This is a genomic window from Aurantiacibacter aquimixticola (genome assembly GCF_003605475.1).
GTDB classification, from domain to species: Bacteria; Pseudomonadota; Alphaproteobacteria; order Sphingomonadales; family Sphingomonadaceae; genus Alteraurantiacibacter; species Alteraurantiacibacter aquimixticola_B.
Genome location: NZ_RAHX01000001.1, coordinates 993049 through 1008126, shown reverse-complemented (window position 1 = coordinate 1008126; position 15078 = coordinate 993049). Strand labels below are relative to the sequence as shown.

The following is a 15078-nucleotide window of genomic DNA, read 5'->3' as shown; positions in this document are numbered from 1 at the left end:
GAAATCGATCGAGAGGCGGGATGTTTGCGAGCTTGGATTTCATGGCGATCTTCCTGCATCGCCGCCATTGATGTAGGACAGCGCGAAGAGGAGAGAGTGCATGAGCGACATCGCCAGGACGTTGGCCGATTATGGCGAGTATCACCGCGATCACCGCAATGTGCTCACACACGCGGCCGGTGTTCCGATGATCGTGCTTGCCCTCGAAGTGCTGATGGCACGACCGGCTTTCGCGATGCCACTGCTGGGTATCGAGGCAACACCTGCCTTGATCGTCAGCGCGTTGGCGGCGTTCTGGTATCTGCAGCTCGATTTCAAGATGGGCCTGTTGATGACGGTATTGCTTGCCATCTTTTATGCTGTCGGCCGCCAGATCGCGGAGGTGTCCACTCTGGCGTGGCTCGGCGGCGGAGTGGCGCTTTTCGTGGTCGGGTGGCTGTTTCAGTTCGTCGGCCACCACTATGAAGGCCGAAAGCCGGCTTTCCTCGACGATCTGCGCAGCTTTCTCGTCGGCCCGCTCTTCATGGTGGCGGAGGGCCTTTTCGCGCTGGGATTGGCGCCGGGTCTGCGCCGTGAGGTGAAAGCGCGGGAAGCTAGCTAAGCGCGGCTTTCACCGCGTCGACGGCCGCCGCAATCGCTGCGTCCTTGCCGAGAGATGTGGTGTCGATCAGCATAGCGTCAGGGGCCACGGTGAGCGGCGCGTCCTTGCGGTTCGTGTCCCGCTCATCGCGCGCGGTCAAGTCCGCGATCATATCGTGCAGAGTCACTTCGCGCCCGGCATCGCGCATTTCGGCAAAGCGCCGCTCCGCCCGCGCTTCGACACTGGCGGTGACGTAGAGTTTCACATCCGCATCGGGTGCGATCACCGTGCCGATATCCCGCCCGTCCAGCACCGCGCCGCCGGCCTGCGTGGCAAAGGCGCGCTGGCGGGTGAATAGCGCTTCGCGCACGGCGGGATGGATGGAGACCTGGCTCGCGAGGCCGCCAGTCGCTTCGGATCGCAATTCGGGCTCTGTCAGCAGCTCGTCGGGAAAGTCGCAGGCGGCAAGCGCATCGTCGGCATTGTCGGGATCGCCATCATTGCGCATGACCTGCCAGCCCACCGCGCGGTAGAGCAGCCCGGTATCGAGATGCGGCAGGCCGAAACGTGCAGCGAGCGCCTTTGCAATGGTGCCCTTGCCCGAAGCAGTGGGCCCGTCGACGGTGATGATCATGCTTTTCGCGCCCCTTCCCGAATGCGATTGCGCCCGCGCCACCATTTCGCCAGCCCCCAGATCGCAATTGCCGCCCAGAAGCCCTCGAGCACGAGGCTGGGCCAGTTGGTGTGGACCAGCAGCGAAATCGTCAAGAGTGCCGCGCCTGTCAGGTTGGTGCCATGCAGGATGAGCGGGTTGGGTTTCTCGACCGCTGTGAGATAGAAATACGCCCCGATGATGCAGGCCGTGCCGACGAAGCCGATGAGGCTGTAGATGTCGATTTGCTCGGTCATGCGCCTGCTTCTGCCAGCAACCTCTCGAAGGTCGGAAAACTTGTCGCGATGGGCGACACATCGTCCACTTCCACGCCGTTCCGACTGGCGAGGCCGGCGACGGCCATGCTCATGGCGATGCGGTGATCGAGATGGGTGGCGATGGCGGTGGCATCCGCCGTGCCGGGAAGCGGGTCGCCGCCCGTGCCTTCTATTACCAGACCATCGCCATATTCCTCCACCCGAGCGCCCGCCAGCGTGAGCGCGGCAGCCATGGCGGCAAGACGGTCGCTTTCCTTCACGCGCAGCTCTTCCAGATCGCGCGTGGTGGTCTTGCCCTGCGCCAATGCGGCGGCAACGAACAGGATCGGGAATTCGTCGATCATGGCAGGTGCGACGGCAGGGTCGACCTCCACGCCCGTCAAGGGCGAATGGCGCACGCGCAAGTCCGCGACCGGCTCTCCGCCGACTTCGCGCCGGTCCAGTTCATCGATCCGGCCGCCCATGTCGCGCAGCACGTCGAACAGTGCGGCGCGGGTGGGATTGAGGCCGACATTCTCGATCAAGAGATCGCTGCCCGGCACCAGCAGCGCGGCGACGGCGAAGAAAGCGGCGGAGGAGGGGTCTCCCGGAACGGCGATCGCCTGCGGTTGCAGATCCGCCTCGCCGTGGAGCGCGATCACGCGCTCGCCATTCTCCTCGCCCACCTCCAGCTTCGCGCCGAAGCCGCGCAACATGCGCTCGGAATGGTCGCGCGTGGGCACCGGCTCGATCACTGTAGTGATGCCCGCGGTGTTGAGGCCGGCCAGCAGTATCGCGCTCTTAACCTGCGCGCTGGCGACGGGCAGGCGATAGGTCAGCGGGACGGCGGGCGAAATTCCGCGCAGCATCAGCGGCAGCGTGCCGCCGGGAGATGCCTCGAAATTCGCGCCCATCTGGCTGAGCGGTTCGATCACCCGTTCCATCGGGCGTTTGGAGAGGCTGGCATCGCCGGTGAACACGGCACGGATCGGATGGCTGGCGACGAGGCCCATCAGCAGCCGCGTGCTCGTCCCGCTATTGCCCATGTCGAGCGCCTGCTCCGGTTGCAGGAGCGAGCCGACGCCGACGCCATGGATGCTCCAGGTGCCGTCATCGTCGCGCGTGATGGTCGCTCCCATTGCGCGCATTGCTGTGGCGGTGGCGAGCACGTCCTCGCCTTCCAGCAGGCCGGTGACGCGCGTCTCGCCCACCGCCAGCGCGCCCAGCATCAGCGATCGATGGCTGACCGATTTGTCGCCCGGAACCGCGATGCGACCGGTCAGCGGGCCGGCGCTGGTGAAGCGGCGCGGGGAGGGCGGGTTGGAATGGCTCAAGCGGTTGCCTATCTTGCGGGTCGTCGGCGCGGTGCTTTGACAGTGCGATAGCCCTATGGCAAGGCGCGCCCGCTCGCGATTCCGCACCGGGATCGCTCACGGAATTTCCGAATCAAGGACACGACCAATGGCCAAGGCTGAATGGGGCACCAAACGCACCTGCCCCAAATGCGGTGAACGCTTCTACGATCTGGGCAAGGAAGACCCGGTCACCTGCATCGAATGCGGCAATGAATGGACGCCAGAGCCGGTGCTCAAGTCCAAGCAGCCCATTCCGTTTGAGGAAGAGAAGAAGGACGAGAAGAAGGAAGCCGATTCCGATCTCGCCGATGACGATCTGGAGGATATCGACGAGGACGACGATTCCCCGGATAACGACGTCGACCTCGGCGGGGATGACGACCTTGGCGTCGACACCGCCGAAAAGGGCAAGGAAGAAGATGACTCCTAGGTTTGGGTGAGCGCATCCGCGCTCACCTCCTCGGTGCTATTCGCTCCGGCTTCGCCTACGCGGCACCTGCGGTCGCGCGTTCGCGCTCTGTCGGGCGCTGGTCACGCCCGAAACGTGCACTCGCCAGCTAACGTGTCGCGGAGCTCCGCCGTCAGGCGGCAAGGGCGAACGCCCGCCCGGGCCGGCCCCGCAGCGCAGCGAAGGGAAAAGCCGGGAGGACGCAGCCGCGGAGGCGGCTGCATGAAACGAACGATCCTCGCCACAGAGCGCGGAATTTGTTACTTGAATAAACGGCGGCACCTTTCTAAAGGGCTGCCTCCGCGCTCCTCGGGGTGCGTATACTGATGGTTACGGGGCCTTAGCTCAGCTGGGAGAGCGCAACACTGGCAGTGTTGAGGTCAGCGGTTCGATCCCGCTAGGCTCCACCATTTCATCGTCTTTCGGCCCTGACCGGGCTGCAAATGGCGGTTTGCTGCGCTTCCGGTGCTCACGGCCTCGATGGCCGCTGCGCGCCGGTTCTCGCCAACCACCATTTTCGCTTCCGGCCAGAACCGAAATCCGACGAAATGGCACTTTGTCTAAATCGCCGCGACGTTTGCGGCACCGATTAAGCGGGCCTTCGGGCTCACGCTGGCCGACGAGGTTTCGTCCGCCGGCGTTTTTGGCATTTGGCGTTTGTCCACCCATATCGGGCGGCGGGATGTCAGATTAGGAGTTGAGACGCGCATGTTCGATACGCTGTCCGATCGCTTGAATACGGTTTTCTCGCGCCTTCGCGGTCGTGGGGCGCTGGGTGAGCAGGATGTGCGCGATGCCATGCGCGAAGTGCGCGTCGCATTGCTCGAAGCCGATGTCGCCCTGCCGGTCGCCCGCGATTTCATCGCCCGCGTCACCGAGCGCGCCGTCGGCCAGGAAGTTCTGAAATCGGTCACGCCCGGCCAGCAGGTCATCAAGATCGTTAATGACGAGCTTGTCGCGATGCTTGGTGGCGAGGAGGAAAGTGCGGGGGAAGCCCCGCCGTTGAACCTCAACGTCACACCGCCTGCCGTGGTGATGATGGTCGGCCTGCAGGGGTCGGGCAAGACCACCAGCACCGCCAAGATCGCCAAGCTCCTGAAGGACAAGCAGGGCAAGAAGCCGCTGATGGCCTCGCTCGACGTGAACCGTCCGGCGGCGCAGGAACAGCTGGCCGTGCTGGGCGAGCAGGCCGATGTCGCCACGCTGCCGATCGTGCCCGGCCAGCAGCCGGTGGAGATCGCGAAGCGCGCGATGGGCGCGGCCAAGCTGCAGAATTACGATGTGCTGCTGCTCGACACCGCAGGCCGTCTGCATGTCGACGAAGCGCTGATGGCGGAAATGAAGGCCGTCGCGGGCGCTGCCGACCCTGCCGAAGTGCTGCTCGTGGTCGACTCGCTGACCGGCCAGGACGCGGTCAATGTCGCGCAGAGCTTTTCGGGCGAGGTGCCGCTGACCGGTGTGGTGCTCACCCGCATGGACGGCGACGCGCGTGGCGGTGCGGCCCTCTCCATGCGTGCCGTTACCGGCAAGCCGATCAAGTTTGCAGGGACCGGCGAGAAGCTCGAAGCGATCGAGCGTTTCCATCCGGGCCGCGTTGCCGACCGTATCCTCGGCATGGGCGATGTCGTCTCGCTGGTCGAAAAGGCCGCCGAGACGATCGACGCCGAAGATGCCGAGGCGCTCGCCAAGAAGATGATGGCGGGCAAGTTCGACATGAACGACCTGCGCAAGCAGCTTCAGCAGATGCAGAATATGGGCGGGCTCGGAATGCTGGCGGGCATGATGCCGGGCATGAAGAAGGCCAAGGCGGCGATGGCCGGCGCGGATATGGACGACAAGGTGCTTGTCCACATGGACGCCATCATCGGCTCGATGACGAAGAAGGAGCGGTCCCACCCGCAGCTTCTCAACGCAAAGCGCAAGAAACGCGTTGCGGCGGGCAGCGGCACCTCGGTGCAGGAGGTCAACAAGATCCTGAAGATGCACCAGGAAATGGGCCGCGCGATGAAGCAGATCAGGAAAATGGGCGGGCTGAAGGGTCTGGCCGCCATGTTCGGCGGCGGAGGCATGCCCGGAATGGGCGGCGGTGGCCCCGCTGGCGGTATGCCAGGCCTCCCCGGTGGCGGTGCCGGCGGCCTACCGCCCGACCTCCAGAATTTGCTGAACAAGAAATAATTACATCAATTACAAAAGTTCAATTTCGAAAGGTAATCTACAATGTCAGTTGCAATTCGCCTCTCCCGCGGTGGCGCCAAGAAGCGCCCCTATTATCGCATCGTTGCGGCCGACAGCCGCTATGCGCGCGACGGCAAGTATCTGGAGCAGCTCGGCACCTACAACCCGCTGCTCGCCAAGGACGATCCGGCCCGTGTGAAGCTGGTCGAAGACCGCATCAAGTACTGGCTGGGCGTTGGCGCCAAGCCGAGCGACCGCGTCCTGCGCTTCCTCGACGCCGCCGGCATCATGGAGCGCCCAGCGCGCAACAACCCCAAGAAGGGTGAGCCGGGCGAAGCCGCCAAGGAACGCGCCGAAGAAAAGGCCACCAAGGCCGCCGAGGCCGAGGAAGCCAAGAAGGCTGCCGAGGAAGAGGCCAAGGCTGCGAAGGAAGCTCCCGCCGAGGAAGCGCCTGCAGAAGAGGCTCCTGCCGAGGAAGCCAAGGTTGATGAAGGCGCCGCCGCCGAAGCTGCGGAAACCGCCGAAGAAGCCAAGGATGAGGCTCCTGCCGAAGAAAAGGCGGACGACGCCAAGGCCGACGAAGAGAAGTCGGAAGGCTGATTTCGTCGATGTCGGACAAACCCGTCACCCTTGCCGCCATCACCGGTGCGCACGGAGTGGCGGGCGATGTCCGTCTGAAGCTGTTCGGGGAAGGGCTGGCAAGCTTCAAGCTGCACAAAACCTTCAATGACGCCGCGCTCACGCTGCAACAGGTGCGAGACGACAAGAAGGGCGGTGCGATCGCCCGCTTCGCCGAAGTGAAGGATCGCAGTGCGGCGGAAAAGCTGCGCGGCACCACGCTCACCGTACCCCGCTCGGCGCTGCCCGAACTGGACGAAGGCGAGTATTATCACGCCGACCTGATAGGTCTCGCCGCAGTCTCCAACACAGGCGAGGCCTTGGGCAAAGTGATCGCGATCAACGATTTCGGCGCGGGCGACGTGATCGAAATTCGCCGGGCCGAAGGGGGCAAGAAGGGTGGCAAGACCTTCCTGGTCCCCATGCGTATCGAGGCAGTGCCCGCATGGGACGCGGAGACGCTGACCGTGAGCGAGGATTTCGTCGAGGAATGACCACGCTGCTCACGATCGCGCCGTTCTTGCTGATCGGCATCGTCATCATGAATGGGTTCGCGGCCGGGGTGGTCGCAATCCTCTATCACTGGCGCGGCAATGCGAATGTCAGCCAGCGCGCGCTCTTCGGCAGCGTGGTCGCAGGACTCGCCAGCGGGACACTTCTGCTCGGCCCGTTCCTGAGCGAAGGACTTATCGGTGCAGGCGGAGCCGGGGTCGGTGCGTTCGTCATCGGTTTCATGTTCGCCGCCGGGCTGATCGTTTCCCTGCCCGGCGCCTTTCTGATGTCCCGCAAGATCGGTGACACCAGGCGGGTGGATACATCCACTTTCGATTGAGCGCGTTCGCTGGTAGCCGTGCTTGCATGGCCATGCGCGCGGACACGATGGAGAACGACTTGCGGGCTGCTCTGGCCGCCTACCAGATTGGCCCGGACACCGCCTCGCTGACATTCGCCAATCGACTTGCGCGCGAAAACCGCTGGTCGCCGCACTTCGCACGCCGGGTCATTCGCGAATACAAGCGCTTCTGCTTTCTTGCCGTGACGGTCGGTCACGAGGTCACACCGTCCGACGCGGTCGACCAGGCCTGGCATCTGCACCTCACATATAGCCGTGATTACTGGGAGCGCTTCTGCCCAGCTGTCTTGGGCGCGCCGCTGCATCACGGCCCAACCGCAGGCGGCGATGCCGAATGGAGCCGCTATTACGAGCAATATGCGCAGACCCTCGCCTCCTATGAAGCCGCGTTCGAGGAAGCGCCGCCGGCCGATATCTGGCCGCCTGCATCGCGCCGCTTCGGCGTGGATCCGCGCGCCTTTCGAGTGAATTCGAATGACGTTATCGTCCTTTCGCGACATTGGGCGACGGTTGCCGGATGGGCCATCGCCTCGGCGTTGCTGACGGCGTTCCTGGTGGGGAGAATTTCTTGATGCAGATTGGCTTTTCGTCCTATTCAGGCGCGGATTTCCTCGTGTTCTACGTCGCCCTGCTGGTCGCGGCGGTGCTCGCAAGCGTCTTCATTGAAAACAGGTTGCGACCCGAAGGCAGCGACACGCGGCCCGAAGACGCAGAAGTTCTCGCCATGCTTGGCGGTGGGCCGAAGCGGTTCACCGATGCCGTGCTCGCCAGTCTCTTCGCCCGCGGCGATCTCGCGGTTATCGATCGAAAGCTTGAGCGCGGCGTCAATGCTGAGGGTGAAACTGAGGCCGAACGCGCCTTGATACGCAGCGCCGAGGGCATGGGTTGGAAGGATGCCGTGAGCGCGCTCGCCGCCCACGCCGATGCCGCAGAGCGCTGGCTGGTCGAGCGGCACCTCCTGATGACGTCCGACGAGCGAACGAGGCTGCGCAGCCTCTCCCTCGCCCCCTTCGGTGCCCTGCTTCTTATCGGACTGTTTCGCAGACAAGCTGGCGTGGCCGAGGGTGAGCCGACCGGCTTCCTCACCATGCTGCTGGTGCTGACGGTGGTGCTCGCGATCATCCGCTGGGCGAGGTTTAATCCGCGCACCGAGGCCGGTGACAAAGCTCTGCACTCTGCGAAGAGCAGCGCCGAGCGTCTGCGCATCGCCCCGCGGGCAAGCGAAGCGGGGCTCGCCGTAGGACTCTTCGGCACGGCCGTGCTGGTCGGCACGCCCTATTCCGAATTGCACGCGATGCGCCAGCAAACGGGGGGTGGCGATGGCGGCGGGGGCGGCGACGGGGGCGGCGACGGAGGCAGCGGCTGCGGTGGCGGCTGCGGCGGTTGCGGCGGATGACCGAAGCGGTCTAGGCGCGCTGACATGAAAAGCATCAACGTCGCCATCTGTCAGGCCGCGCCTGTGCCGCTCGCCATTTCAGACGGGATCGAGAAAGCCGTGCGGCTGGCGCGCGAGGCCGTGGAGGGCGGGGCGCGCGTGGTCGCGTTCGGCGAGACGTTTCTCGGCGGCTATCCGCTGTGGCTGGACGAGGCTCCGGGAGCGGCGCTGTGGGGCCATCCGGGCAGCAAGGCGCTGCATCGCATCCTCATGGAGCAGGCGGTGGTGCCGGGTGACGAGCGGCTGCTGCCCTTGCAGGAGCTGTGCGACGAGAGCGGCGCGGTGATTTCGGTTGGCGCGCATGAGCGGGTGCGTTCGAGCCTCTACAACAACCAGATGACCTTCCGCCCCGGCCTTCCGGTGCTCGATCACCGCAAGCTGGTGCCCACCCATGGCGAACGGCTGGTGTGGATGCGCGGCGATGGCTCGACGCTCGGCGTGCACCAGGCCGAATGGGGCAATGTCGGTAGCTTGATCTGCTGGGAGCACTGGATGCCGCTTGCCCGCGCGGCGACGCACAATCTCGGCGAAAGCGTCCACGTTGCCGCATGGCCGACCGTGCGCGAAAGCTACGCAATCGCCAGCCGCCACTACGCGATGGAAGGCCGCTGCTTCGTGCTGGCGGCGGGGCTGGTGCAGACGAAGGACCAAGTGTTCGACGGGCTGGAGCGCGCGGGTGGCAGCGCCGAGGGCCGCGAGCTGATCGAAAGCATTGAGGCAGACGTGATCAACCGCGGCGGCTCACTGATCGCCGCACCCGACGCGAGCGTCATCGCGCAGGCGGGCGAGAGCGAGGAAACGCTGTTCGCCGAGCTCGACCTGTCACTGCGCGACGAGGGCCTCGCAAGCCTCGACACCGACGGCCATTACTCGCGGCCCGATGTGTTCGAGCTGAATGTCGATACGCGGGCGAAGGATGGTGTGCGATGGCAGTGACTGGTCTGGAGCTATTTGCGGCTGCAGCCAATGGGGCTCCGGCGACCGAGTTTTCGACCAGCGATCAGTCACAATGGTGGGTTGACGTTTTGGCATCTGCGCTTGACGGGCTAGTCTTTGTTCCGTTTGCATTGTTTTTTGTTTGGGGCATGCGGCGATTAAACCTACACCGCTGGCCTATCGTTACAGCGTTTCTAGCCACAGTCTTTGCTCTGTTTGCTTCAGGACTTACACACGAGTTCATCGCTCCGATTTTCATCTTCAGTGAGAAGATGCTTGAGATCATCGGGCTGCGTCGGTTCGTGTATCAATTACTTCCCGGCATTTTTGTGTGCTTTGCGAGTGTGTTAGCGATTGCGTGGATGAGCAGACGTCGCGAACCGATCGATCCGAAGACCTTCCAATGACCTTCGCCGCCACCATCCTCACGCTCTACCCCGAGATGTTTCCCGGGCCGTTGCGCATTTCGCTCGCGGGGCGGGCGCTGGAGGAGCAGAAGTGGTCGTGCGATACGATCCAGATCCGCGATTTCGCCACCGACAAGCACCGTACCGTCGATGATACGCCTGCAGGCGGCGGGGCAGGGATGGTGCTCAAGGCCGATGTGCTTGGTGCTGCGGTCGATCATGCCATTGCGCGCCAGCCGAAAACGCCGATCCTCGCCATGACGCCGCGCGGGAAGCCGATAACGCAGGAGCGCATTCGCGAGATCGCCAGCGGACCCGGCATCATCCTGCTGTGCGGCCGGTTCGAGGGCTTTGACGAGCGCCTGTTCGAAGCGCGGCCGGAGATCGAGCAGGTCTCGCTTGCCGACGTGGTCCTCTCGGGCGGAGAACCTGCGGCGCTCGCCATACTCGACGCTTGCATTCGCCTGCTTCCGGGGGTAATGGGCGCGGCTTCAAGCGGGACCGAGGAATCGTTCGAGGACGGTTTGCTCGAATACCCGCAATATACCCGACCTCAGGAATGGGAAGGGCGCACGATCCCCGAAGTGCTGCGATCAGGGGATCATGCGAAAATCGCCGCGTGGAGGAAAGCCCGCGCGGAAGACGATACTCGGTTACGCAGGCCGGATTTATGGGACCGCCACGGTGGCGATCCGGTCCAGCCTGCCTCTGGCGTGCAGCGAGATGAACAGGAATAACCAGGCCATGAACCTGATCCAGACCATCGAGGCGGAAGCCATCGAAGCCCTCGGGAAAGACATTCCCGAATTCCGCGCAGGCGATACCGTTCGCGTCGGCGTGAAAGTGAAAGAGGGCAACCGCGAACGTGTCCAGAATTTCGAAGGCGTTGTCATCGCCCGCTCCAATCGCGGCATGGGCAGCAACTTCACCGTGCGCAAGATCAGCTTCGGCGAAGGCGTGGAACGCGTATTCCCGCTCTACTCGCCGATCGTCGACAGCATTACCGTGGTCCGCCGCGGTGTGGTGCGTCGCGCCAAGCTGTATTATCTGCGCGGCCGCACCGGCAAGAGCGCTCGCATCGCCGAGCGCCGGGAGAACGTCGCCAAGTAAGGCGGCTCTTCTGCAAGAGACAACAGAAGGGCGGCGCTCCCACGCGGGAGGGCCGCCCTTTTCTGTTGCGCCTGCGAACAGGGCCGCTAGGCAACGCGCGACGCGTTGATGGAGTGTGTGCGAATGGGTTACCGGGTGGCTGTTGTCGGGGCGACGGGGAATGTCGGGCGCGAAATGCTCGCCATCCTGGCAGAGCGCGAATTTCCGATGGACGAGGTGGCGGCCGTCGCCTCGGGCCGCTCCACCGGCACCGAAGTCGATATTGGCGACAGCGGCAAGACGGTGAAATGCAAGAATCTCGAGCATTTCGATTTTGCCGGCTGGGACATCGCGCTGTTTGCCTGCGGTAGCGATGCCGCGAAGACCTACGCGCCCAAGGCCGCGAAGGCTGGCTGCGTCGTCATCGACAATTCCTCGCTTTACAGAATGGACCCGGACGTCCCGCTGATCGTGCCCGAAGTGAACCCGGATGCGATCGACGGCTACGCGAAGAAAAACATCATCGCCAACCCCAACTGCTCCACCGCGCAACTGGTGGTGGCATTGAAGCCGCTCCACGATGCTGCAAAGATCAAGCGCGTGGTGGTGAGCACTTACCAGTCCGTCTCCGGCGCCGGAAAACAGGGCATGGACGAGCTGTTCGAGCAGAGCCGCGCCATCTTCGTCGGCGATCCGGTGGAGCCGGCCAAATTCACCAAGCAGATCGCTTTCAACGTGATCCCGCATATCGACGTGTTCATGGATGACGGCTCTACCAAGGAAGAGTGGAAGATGGTGGTCGAGACCAAGAAAATCCTCGACCCGAAGATTAAGCTCAACGCCACCTGCGTGCGCGTGCCGGTCTTCGTCGGCCATGCCGAGGCGATCAATATCGAGTTCGAGAACGAGATTTCCGCGAGCGAAGCACAGGATATCCTTCGCGAGGCACCAGGTATCATGCTCGTCGATAAGCGCGAGGACGGCGGATACGTGACGCCCGTCGAAAGCGCCGGCGACGGTGCGACCTATATCAGCCGCGTGCGCGAAGATCCGACGGTCGATAACGGCCTCACGCTGTGGTGCGTTTCGGACAATTTGCGTAAGGGTGCGGCCCTGAATGCAGTCCAGATCGCCGAACTTCTGGGTCGCCGCCATTTGCAGAAGGGATGAAGCCCATGCGTATCTTTGCCGCCGTCGCCACACCGCTTGTCCTGCTCGCCGCGTGCGCGCCCGAGGCCGAGGAGGCCGAAGCGCCCGTCGAGGAAGCTGCCACCGCTGAGCCTGCCGAGAACGCTACGCTCGATCTGCAGGCGACCGGCATCGTCGTCCCGCCGCAGAGCGGGTTCGAGCAGCTGGCCGTGCCCTTCGGCTCGCAGCGAGTCGCTACCGAGGCGACGCTGGGTAATGTGCTGGGCGAAGCGACCGGCTCCACCGCAGGTGGCGACGATTGCGCACTCGCTACCACGCAATATGACGGGCTCACCGCAGCGTTCAGCGACGACCAGTTCGTCGGCTATTACGCCACCGCGCCCTACGTGCCCGATCTCGATCGCGCGGCGATGATCGCCGATTCCGGTGTAGAGATGGTCGAAGGCAGCACTCTGGGCGAAGAGTTCACCATCGGCTCCGAAGGCGCGCTGATTTCCGGTCTGTTCTCGGGCGAGGGTGAAGATGCGACCGTAGAGGCGCTCTGGGCGGGCGAGAACTGCATCTTCCGGTGAGCAGACCGACCACCGAGTTCATCGAAAGCTTCGACGGCACGCGCATGGCGGTCCACCGGCTGGGTGAGGGCCGGCCCGTCCTGCTGCTCCACGGCCTGTTTTCCAGCGCCGAGGTCAACTGGATCAAGTTCGGCCACGCGCAGGTCCTCGCCGATGCGGGTTTCGAGGCGATCATACCCGACTGGCGCGTGCATGGCGAAAGCGATGCGCCGACCGATCCGGATGCCTTTCCCTCCGGTGTGCTGGTCAAGGATGCGTTTGCCGTAGTCGAGGCGCTTGGGCTCACTGATTACGACCTCGTCGGCTTCTCGCTCGGCTCCCGCACGGCGGTGAGCGCGGTGCTGGCGGGACTCGCCCCGCGCAAACTGGTGCTGACCGGGATGGGGCTGGAGGGCCTCACCAATTGGGAAAAGCGCGTCGCCTTCTTCGTCGACATGATCGACCATTTCGATGAGATCAAACACGGCGATCCACGTTTCATCGCCAAGAGCTTCATGAAAACGCAGGGGATCGACCCGGTCGCCGCGCGGCTGCTGCTGACCAAGGGCGTCGACGATATCGACACCGCCGAGCTCGCGCAGATCGCCATGCCGACGCTGGTGCTGATCGGCGATGAGGACCGCGACAATGGCTCGCCACAACGGCTCGCCGATGCGCTGCCCGATGCGCGGGTGGAAACGATCCCCGGTACGCACATGAGTTGTGTCATGAAGCCCGCGCTCAGCGAAGCGATCGCGCGCTTTCTTTCGGATTAGCATTGCGCCAGACTGGCAGCGCTGCTGTCGGGAGGCCCACATGCGTTTATCGATCCCGCTCGGATTGGCCGTATTTGCGGTTGGCGCCTGCACACCAACCGCCGAAATCGCTGGCCCCGTGATGAAACAGCATGGCAGCGAAGGCACGATGTTCGTTGCCAACAAGCGCGGGGCGAGCCTTTCGCGGATCGATCTCGCCAATGGCGATGAAACGCATCGGGCAGAAACTTGCGAGAACCCGCACGAACTCGACGTGTCGCCAGACGAAGAGATGGTCCTTGTCGCGTGCTATTCGGGCCGGACGCTCGAGATTTTCGGCACCCAGGATCTGCGTCGGATCGGCGAGATAGAGCTGGGTGAGGGCGCGCGGGTTCACTCCGCATTGTGGAGGGACGATGGACTAATATTGGCGGGCGCGGAGGGGCGTGGATCGCTTTACATGCACTGGCCACCGCGCGGACGTTCGCAGGAGATCGGGGAAGGCGTTCCCGGACCGCACCTGATCGCCGAAGACCAATCACGCAATTTGGCATGGGGCACTATCATCCCGACCGGCGAGGTGGTGCGCTACGATCTGGAGGCCCGCAGCGTTGCCGCGCGTGAGGCGATAGGCCCCCAGATCGAGGCCGCGCGCTGTCGCCCGATGGCTCTCAGCTATGGGTTTCCTCCAATCGAGATAATGTCGCCTATCGTCTTGATCCGGACACACTGGAGGTGCGAGCAGAGGTGCCAACCGGCAAGGTTCCCATCCGCCTCGCCATGCACCCGGGTGGTGACTACGTGGTAAGCTCCAATTACGGCAGCGGCGATCTGACGGTGATCGACACCAGCACCGATACCGTCGAGCGAACCATCCCCGTGTCCGGCAGCAGCGAGGTCGCGCAGGTGACGCTGGTTTTCAGCGAGGACGGCACGCGCCTCTACGCCGCTGAAACCGCGACCGACACGATTGCCGAGGTCGACTTCGCCAGCGGAGAAGTCTTGCGTCGTTTGCCGACAGGACCGGGAGACGACGGCCTGGCGGTTATCGATTGATCGCTACGAAAAAGGGCGCCGCCATTGCTGGCAGCGCCCTCCTTCAATTCGCTGAGCGCGAAACGCCTCAGGCGTTCTCGTCGCCCTCTCCGGCAGTCGCTTCGGCCTGCATTTCGCTGGCTTCTTCGCCGTCTGCCGGTGCTTCGATCGGGTTGCCGTCTTCATCGACCGGGGGCAAGTCGCCGAGCTCGCGGTTCGGGTCCAGCCCTTCCTGGAATCCGCCGGCGGCTGCGCGTTCGGCAGCTTCTTCTTCGGCAGCTTGCGCAAGGATGTCGATGCCCTGGCTCTGCAATTCGGCTTCGTCGTCGGAGCGGGCCACATTGGCCTTCACCGTGACTTCGACTTCGGGGTGAAGCTGCACGGTCACGTCGAACATGCCGATCGTCTTGATCGGCGCACCCATGATGACCTGCTTCTTGTCAATGTCATGGCCCTTGTCGGCAAGGGCGATCGCGACGTCGCGGACATTGACGGAGCCGTAAAGCTGGCCGGCATTGGACGCGGCGCGGATCAGGACGATCTCGGTGCCATCGACCTTTTCGCCGAACTTTTCGGCTTCGGTGCGCTTTTCGGCGTTTTCGGCTTCCAGCTTCTCACGGTTCGCTTCGAAGACCTTCTTGTTCGCCTCATTGGCGCGAAGAGCCTTCTTCTGCGGCAGCAGGAAGTTGCGGGCGTAGCCGTCCTTCACGGTGACCACGTCGCCGATGGCACCCAGGCCGCCGACGCGTTCGAGGAGGATGATATCCATGTGTCTCGCTCCTC

The 15078-nt window shown here is 63.9% G+C and carries 21 protein-coding genes and 1 tRNA gene; 17 read left to right on the top strand and 5 right to left on the bottom strand.

The genetic code is table 11. The annotated features are described in order from the left end of the window. The first annotated feature begins 100 nt into the window (after positions 1 to 100). Positions 101 to 601 (top strand): Mpo1 family 2-hydroxy fatty acid dioxygenase, encoded by a 501-nt coding sequence (locus D6201_RS05075; RefSeq protein WP_120047829.1) that lies wholly within the window; start codon positions 101 to 103, stop codon positions 599 to 601. On the opposite strand, the gene cmk is transcribed toward D6201_RS05075, so the two are convergent. The 3 genes from cmk to aroA are packed head-to-tail and all read right to left on the bottom strand — an operon-like array spanning position 594 to position 2823. Beyond that, positions 594 to 1214, bottom strand: a complete 621-nt coding sequence (gene cmk, locus D6201_RS05070; protein WP_120047828.1) for a (d)CMP kinase — start codon at positions 1212 to 1214, stop codon at positions 594 to 596. The two genes, D6201_RS05075 and cmk, sit on opposite strands and share 8 nt — an antisense overlap. Next, a complete protein-coding gene (locus tag D6201_RS05065) occupies positions 1211 to 1489 on the bottom strand; it encodes a CBU_0592 family membrane protein (RefSeq protein WP_120047827.1) in 279 nt (92 codons plus the stop codon). The genes cmk and D6201_RS05065 overlap by 4 nt, the downstream gene beginning before the upstream one ends. Further along, complete coding sequence (aroA, locus tag D6201_RS05060; protein ID WP_120047826.1) at positions 1486 to 2823, bottom strand: 3-phosphoshikimate 1-carboxyvinyltransferase; 1338 nt, start codon at positions 2821 to 2823, stop codon at positions 1486 to 1488. Before aroA ends, D6201_RS05065 begins: the two co-directional genes overlap by 4 nt. A 127-nt stretch (positions 2824 to 2950) precedes the next feature. Between aroA and D6201_RS05055 the strand changes: the two genes are divergently transcribed. From D6201_RS05055 to D6201_RS04985, 15 genes are all read left to right on the top strand, one after another. Continuing rightward, a complete protein-coding gene (locus D6201_RS05055; protein WP_120047825.1) occupies positions 2951 to 3274 on the top strand; it encodes a TIGR02300 family protein in 324 nt (107 codons plus the stop codon). A gap of 352 nt (positions 3275 to 3626) precedes the next feature. Next, positions 3627 to 3702, top strand: a tRNA-Ala gene (locus tag D6201_RS05050). Positions 3703 to 4000: 298 nt separating this feature from the next. Beyond that, positions 4001 to 5467 (top strand): signal recognition particle protein, encoded by a 1467-nt coding sequence (gene ffh / locus D6201_RS05045; RefSeq protein WP_120047824.1) that lies wholly within the window; start codon positions 4001 to 4003, stop codon positions 5465 to 5467. Between the two features lie 42 nt (positions 5468 to 5509). Beyond that, positions 5510 to 6067: a 30S ribosomal protein S16 gene (gene rpsP / locus D6201_RS05040; RefSeq protein WP_120047823.1), complete on the top strand. Its 558-nt coding sequence runs from the start codon at positions 5510 to 5512 to the stop codon at positions 6065 to 6067. Between the two features lie 8 nt (positions 6068 to 6075). Further along, on the top strand, positions 6076 to 6579 hold the full coding sequence (gene rimM / locus D6201_RS05035) for a ribosome maturation factor RimM (RefSeq protein ID WP_120047822.1): 504 nt from the start codon (positions 6076 to 6078) through the stop codon (positions 6577 to 6579). Next, a complete protein-coding gene (locus D6201_RS05030) occupies positions 6576 to 6917 on the top strand; it encodes a hypothetical protein (RefSeq protein WP_120047821.1) in 342 nt (113 codons plus the stop codon). The genes rimM and D6201_RS05030 overlap by 4 nt, the downstream gene beginning before the upstream one ends. Positions 6918 to 6943: 26 nt before the next feature. Further along, positions 6944 to 7510 (top strand): glycine-rich domain-containing protein, encoded by a 567-nt coding sequence (locus tag D6201_RS05025; protein ID WP_242447429.1) that lies wholly within the window; start codon positions 6944 to 6946, stop codon positions 7508 to 7510. Continuing rightward, a complete protein-coding gene (locus D6201_RS13010) occupies positions 7510 to 8334 on the top strand; it encodes a TIGR04222 domain-containing membrane protein (protein ID WP_193725690.1) in 825 nt (274 codons plus the stop codon). Before D6201_RS05025 ends, D6201_RS13010 begins: the two co-directional genes overlap by 1 nt. A 24-nt stretch (positions 8335 to 8358) precedes the next feature. Further along, positions 8359 to 9309 carry a carbon-nitrogen hydrolase family protein gene (locus D6201_RS05015; protein ID WP_120047819.1) on the top strand — a complete coding sequence of 317 codons (951 nt, stop codon included), beginning with the start codon at positions 8359 to 8361 and terminating at the stop codon, positions 9307 to 9309. Beyond that, on the top strand, positions 9300 to 9716 hold the full coding sequence (locus D6201_RS05010; protein ID WP_120047818.1) for a hypothetical protein: 417 nt from the start codon (positions 9300 to 9302) through the stop codon (positions 9714 to 9716). Before D6201_RS05015 ends, D6201_RS05010 begins: the two co-directional genes overlap by 10 nt. Then, on the top strand, positions 9713 to 10453 hold the full coding sequence (trmD, locus tag D6201_RS05005; RefSeq protein ID WP_120047817.1) for a tRNA (guanosine(37)-N1)-methyltransferase TrmD: 741 nt from the start codon (positions 9713 to 9715) through the stop codon (positions 10451 to 10453). The genes D6201_RS05010 and trmD overlap by 4 nt, the downstream gene beginning before the upstream one ends. Positions 10454 to 10460: 7 nt before the next feature. Continuing rightward, positions 10461 to 10826, top strand: a complete 366-nt coding sequence (gene rplS / locus D6201_RS05000; RefSeq protein ID WP_120047816.1) for a 50S ribosomal protein L19 — start codon at positions 10461 to 10463, stop codon at positions 10824 to 10826. A gap of 123 nt (positions 10827 to 10949) precedes the next feature. Next, a complete protein-coding gene (locus D6201_RS04995; protein WP_120047815.1) occupies positions 10950 to 11975 on the top strand; it encodes an aspartate-semialdehyde dehydrogenase in 1026 nt (341 codons plus the stop codon). Between the two features lie 5 nt (positions 11976 to 11980). Continuing rightward, the gene (locus D6201_RS04990) at positions 11981 to 12526 is read left to right on the top strand and encodes a hypothetical protein (protein WP_133303946.1); all 546 of its coding nucleotides are present in this window, start codon (positions 11981 to 11983) and stop codon (positions 12524 to 12526) included. After that, positions 12523 to 13281, top strand: a complete 759-nt coding sequence (locus D6201_RS04985; protein ID WP_242447428.1) for an alpha/beta fold hydrolase — start codon at positions 12523 to 12525, stop codon at positions 13279 to 13281. Before D6201_RS04990 ends, D6201_RS04985 begins: the two co-directional genes overlap by 4 nt. A 46-nt stretch (positions 13282 to 13327) precedes the next feature. Here D6201_RS04985 and D6201_RS04980 read toward each other — a convergent pair whose 3' ends face one another. Beyond that, positions 13328 to 13657, bottom strand: a complete 330-nt coding sequence (locus D6201_RS04980) for a hypothetical protein (RefSeq protein WP_120047813.1) — start codon at positions 13655 to 13657, stop codon at positions 13328 to 13330. Positions 13658 to 13914: 257 nt separating this feature from the next. Here D6201_RS04980 and D6201_RS04975 point away from each other — a divergent pair, with 257 nt between their 5' ends. Next, on the top strand, positions 13915 to 14316 hold the full coding sequence (locus tag D6201_RS04975) for a YncE family protein (RefSeq protein ID WP_120047812.1): 402 nt from the start codon (positions 13915 to 13917) through the stop codon (positions 14314 to 14316). Between the two features lie 67 nt (positions 14317 to 14383). Here the strand turns inward: D6201_RS04975 and rplI are convergent, their stop codons facing one another. Next, on the bottom strand, positions 14384 to 15064 hold the full coding sequence (rplI, locus tag D6201_RS04970; RefSeq protein WP_120047811.1) for a 50S ribosomal protein L9: 681 nt from the start codon (positions 15062 to 15064) through the stop codon (positions 14384 to 14386). Positions 15065 to 15078 lie beyond the last annotated feature (14 nt).

What these genes read in the sequence shown, in the direction of transcription:
- D6201_RS05025 (WP_242447429.1), top strand. Translation starts at nt 6,944, where the DNA reads ATGGCCATGCGCGCGGACACGATGGAGAACGACTTGCGGGCTGCTCTG.
- D6201_RS05065 (WP_120047827.1), bottom strand. Translation starts at nt 1,489, where the DNA reads ATGACCGAGCAAATCGACATCTACAGCCTCATCGGCTTCGTCGGCACG.
- cmk (WP_120047828.1), bottom strand. Translation starts at nt 1,214, where the DNA reads ATGATCATCACCGTCGACGGGCCCACTGCTTCGGGCAAGGGCACCATT.
- rimM (WP_120047822.1), top strand. Translation starts at nt 6,076, where the DNA reads ATGTCGGACAAACCCGTCACCCTTGCCGCCATCACCGGTGCGCACGGA.
- ffh (WP_120047824.1), top strand. Translation starts at nt 4,001, where the DNA reads ATGTTCGATACGCTGTCCGATCGCTTGAATACGGTTTTCTCGCGCCTT.
- trmD (WP_120047817.1), top strand. Translation starts at nt 9,713, where the DNA reads ATGACCTTCGCCGCCACCATCCTCACGCTCTACCCCGAGATGTTTCCC.
- rpsP (WP_120047823.1), top strand. Translation starts at nt 5,510, where the DNA reads ATGTCAGTTGCAATTCGCCTCTCCCGCGGTGGCGCCAAGAAGCGCCCC.
- D6201_RS05055 (WP_120047825.1), top strand. Translation starts at nt 2,951, where the DNA reads ATGGCCAAGGCTGAATGGGGCACCAAACGCACCTGCCCCAAATGCGGT.
- rplS (WP_120047816.1), top strand. Translation starts at nt 10,461, where the DNA reads ATGAACCTGATCCAGACCATCGAGGCGGAAGCCATCGAAGCCCTCGGG.
- D6201_RS04990 (WP_133303946.1), top strand. Translation starts at nt 11,981, where the DNA reads ATGCGTATCTTTGCCGCCGTCGCCACACCGCTTGTCCTGCTCGCCGCG.
- rplI (WP_120047811.1), bottom strand. Translation starts at nt 15,064, where the DNA reads ATGGATATCATCCTCCTCGAACGCGTCGGCGGCCTGGGTGCCATCGGC.
- D6201_RS05015 (WP_120047819.1), top strand. Translation starts at nt 8,359, where the DNA reads ATGAAAAGCATCAACGTCGCCATCTGTCAGGCCGCGCCTGTGCCGCTC.
- D6201_RS05030 (WP_120047821.1), top strand. Translation starts at nt 6,576, where the DNA reads ATGACCACGCTGCTCACGATCGCGCCGTTCTTGCTGATCGGCATCGTC.
- D6201_RS05010 (WP_120047818.1), top strand. Translation starts at nt 9,300, where the DNA reads ATGGCAGTGACTGGTCTGGAGCTATTTGCGGCTGCAGCCAATGGGGCT.
- D6201_RS05075 (WP_120047829.1), top strand. Translation starts at nt 101, where the DNA reads ATGAGCGACATCGCCAGGACGTTGGCCGATTATGGCGAGTATCACCGC.
- D6201_RS04995 (WP_120047815.1), top strand. Translation starts at nt 10,950, where the DNA reads ATGGGTTACCGGGTGGCTGTTGTCGGGGCGACGGGGAATGTCGGGCGC.
- D6201_RS13010 (WP_193725690.1), top strand. Translation starts at nt 7,510, where the DNA reads ATGCAGATTGGCTTTTCGTCCTATTCAGGCGCGGATTTCCTCGTGTTC.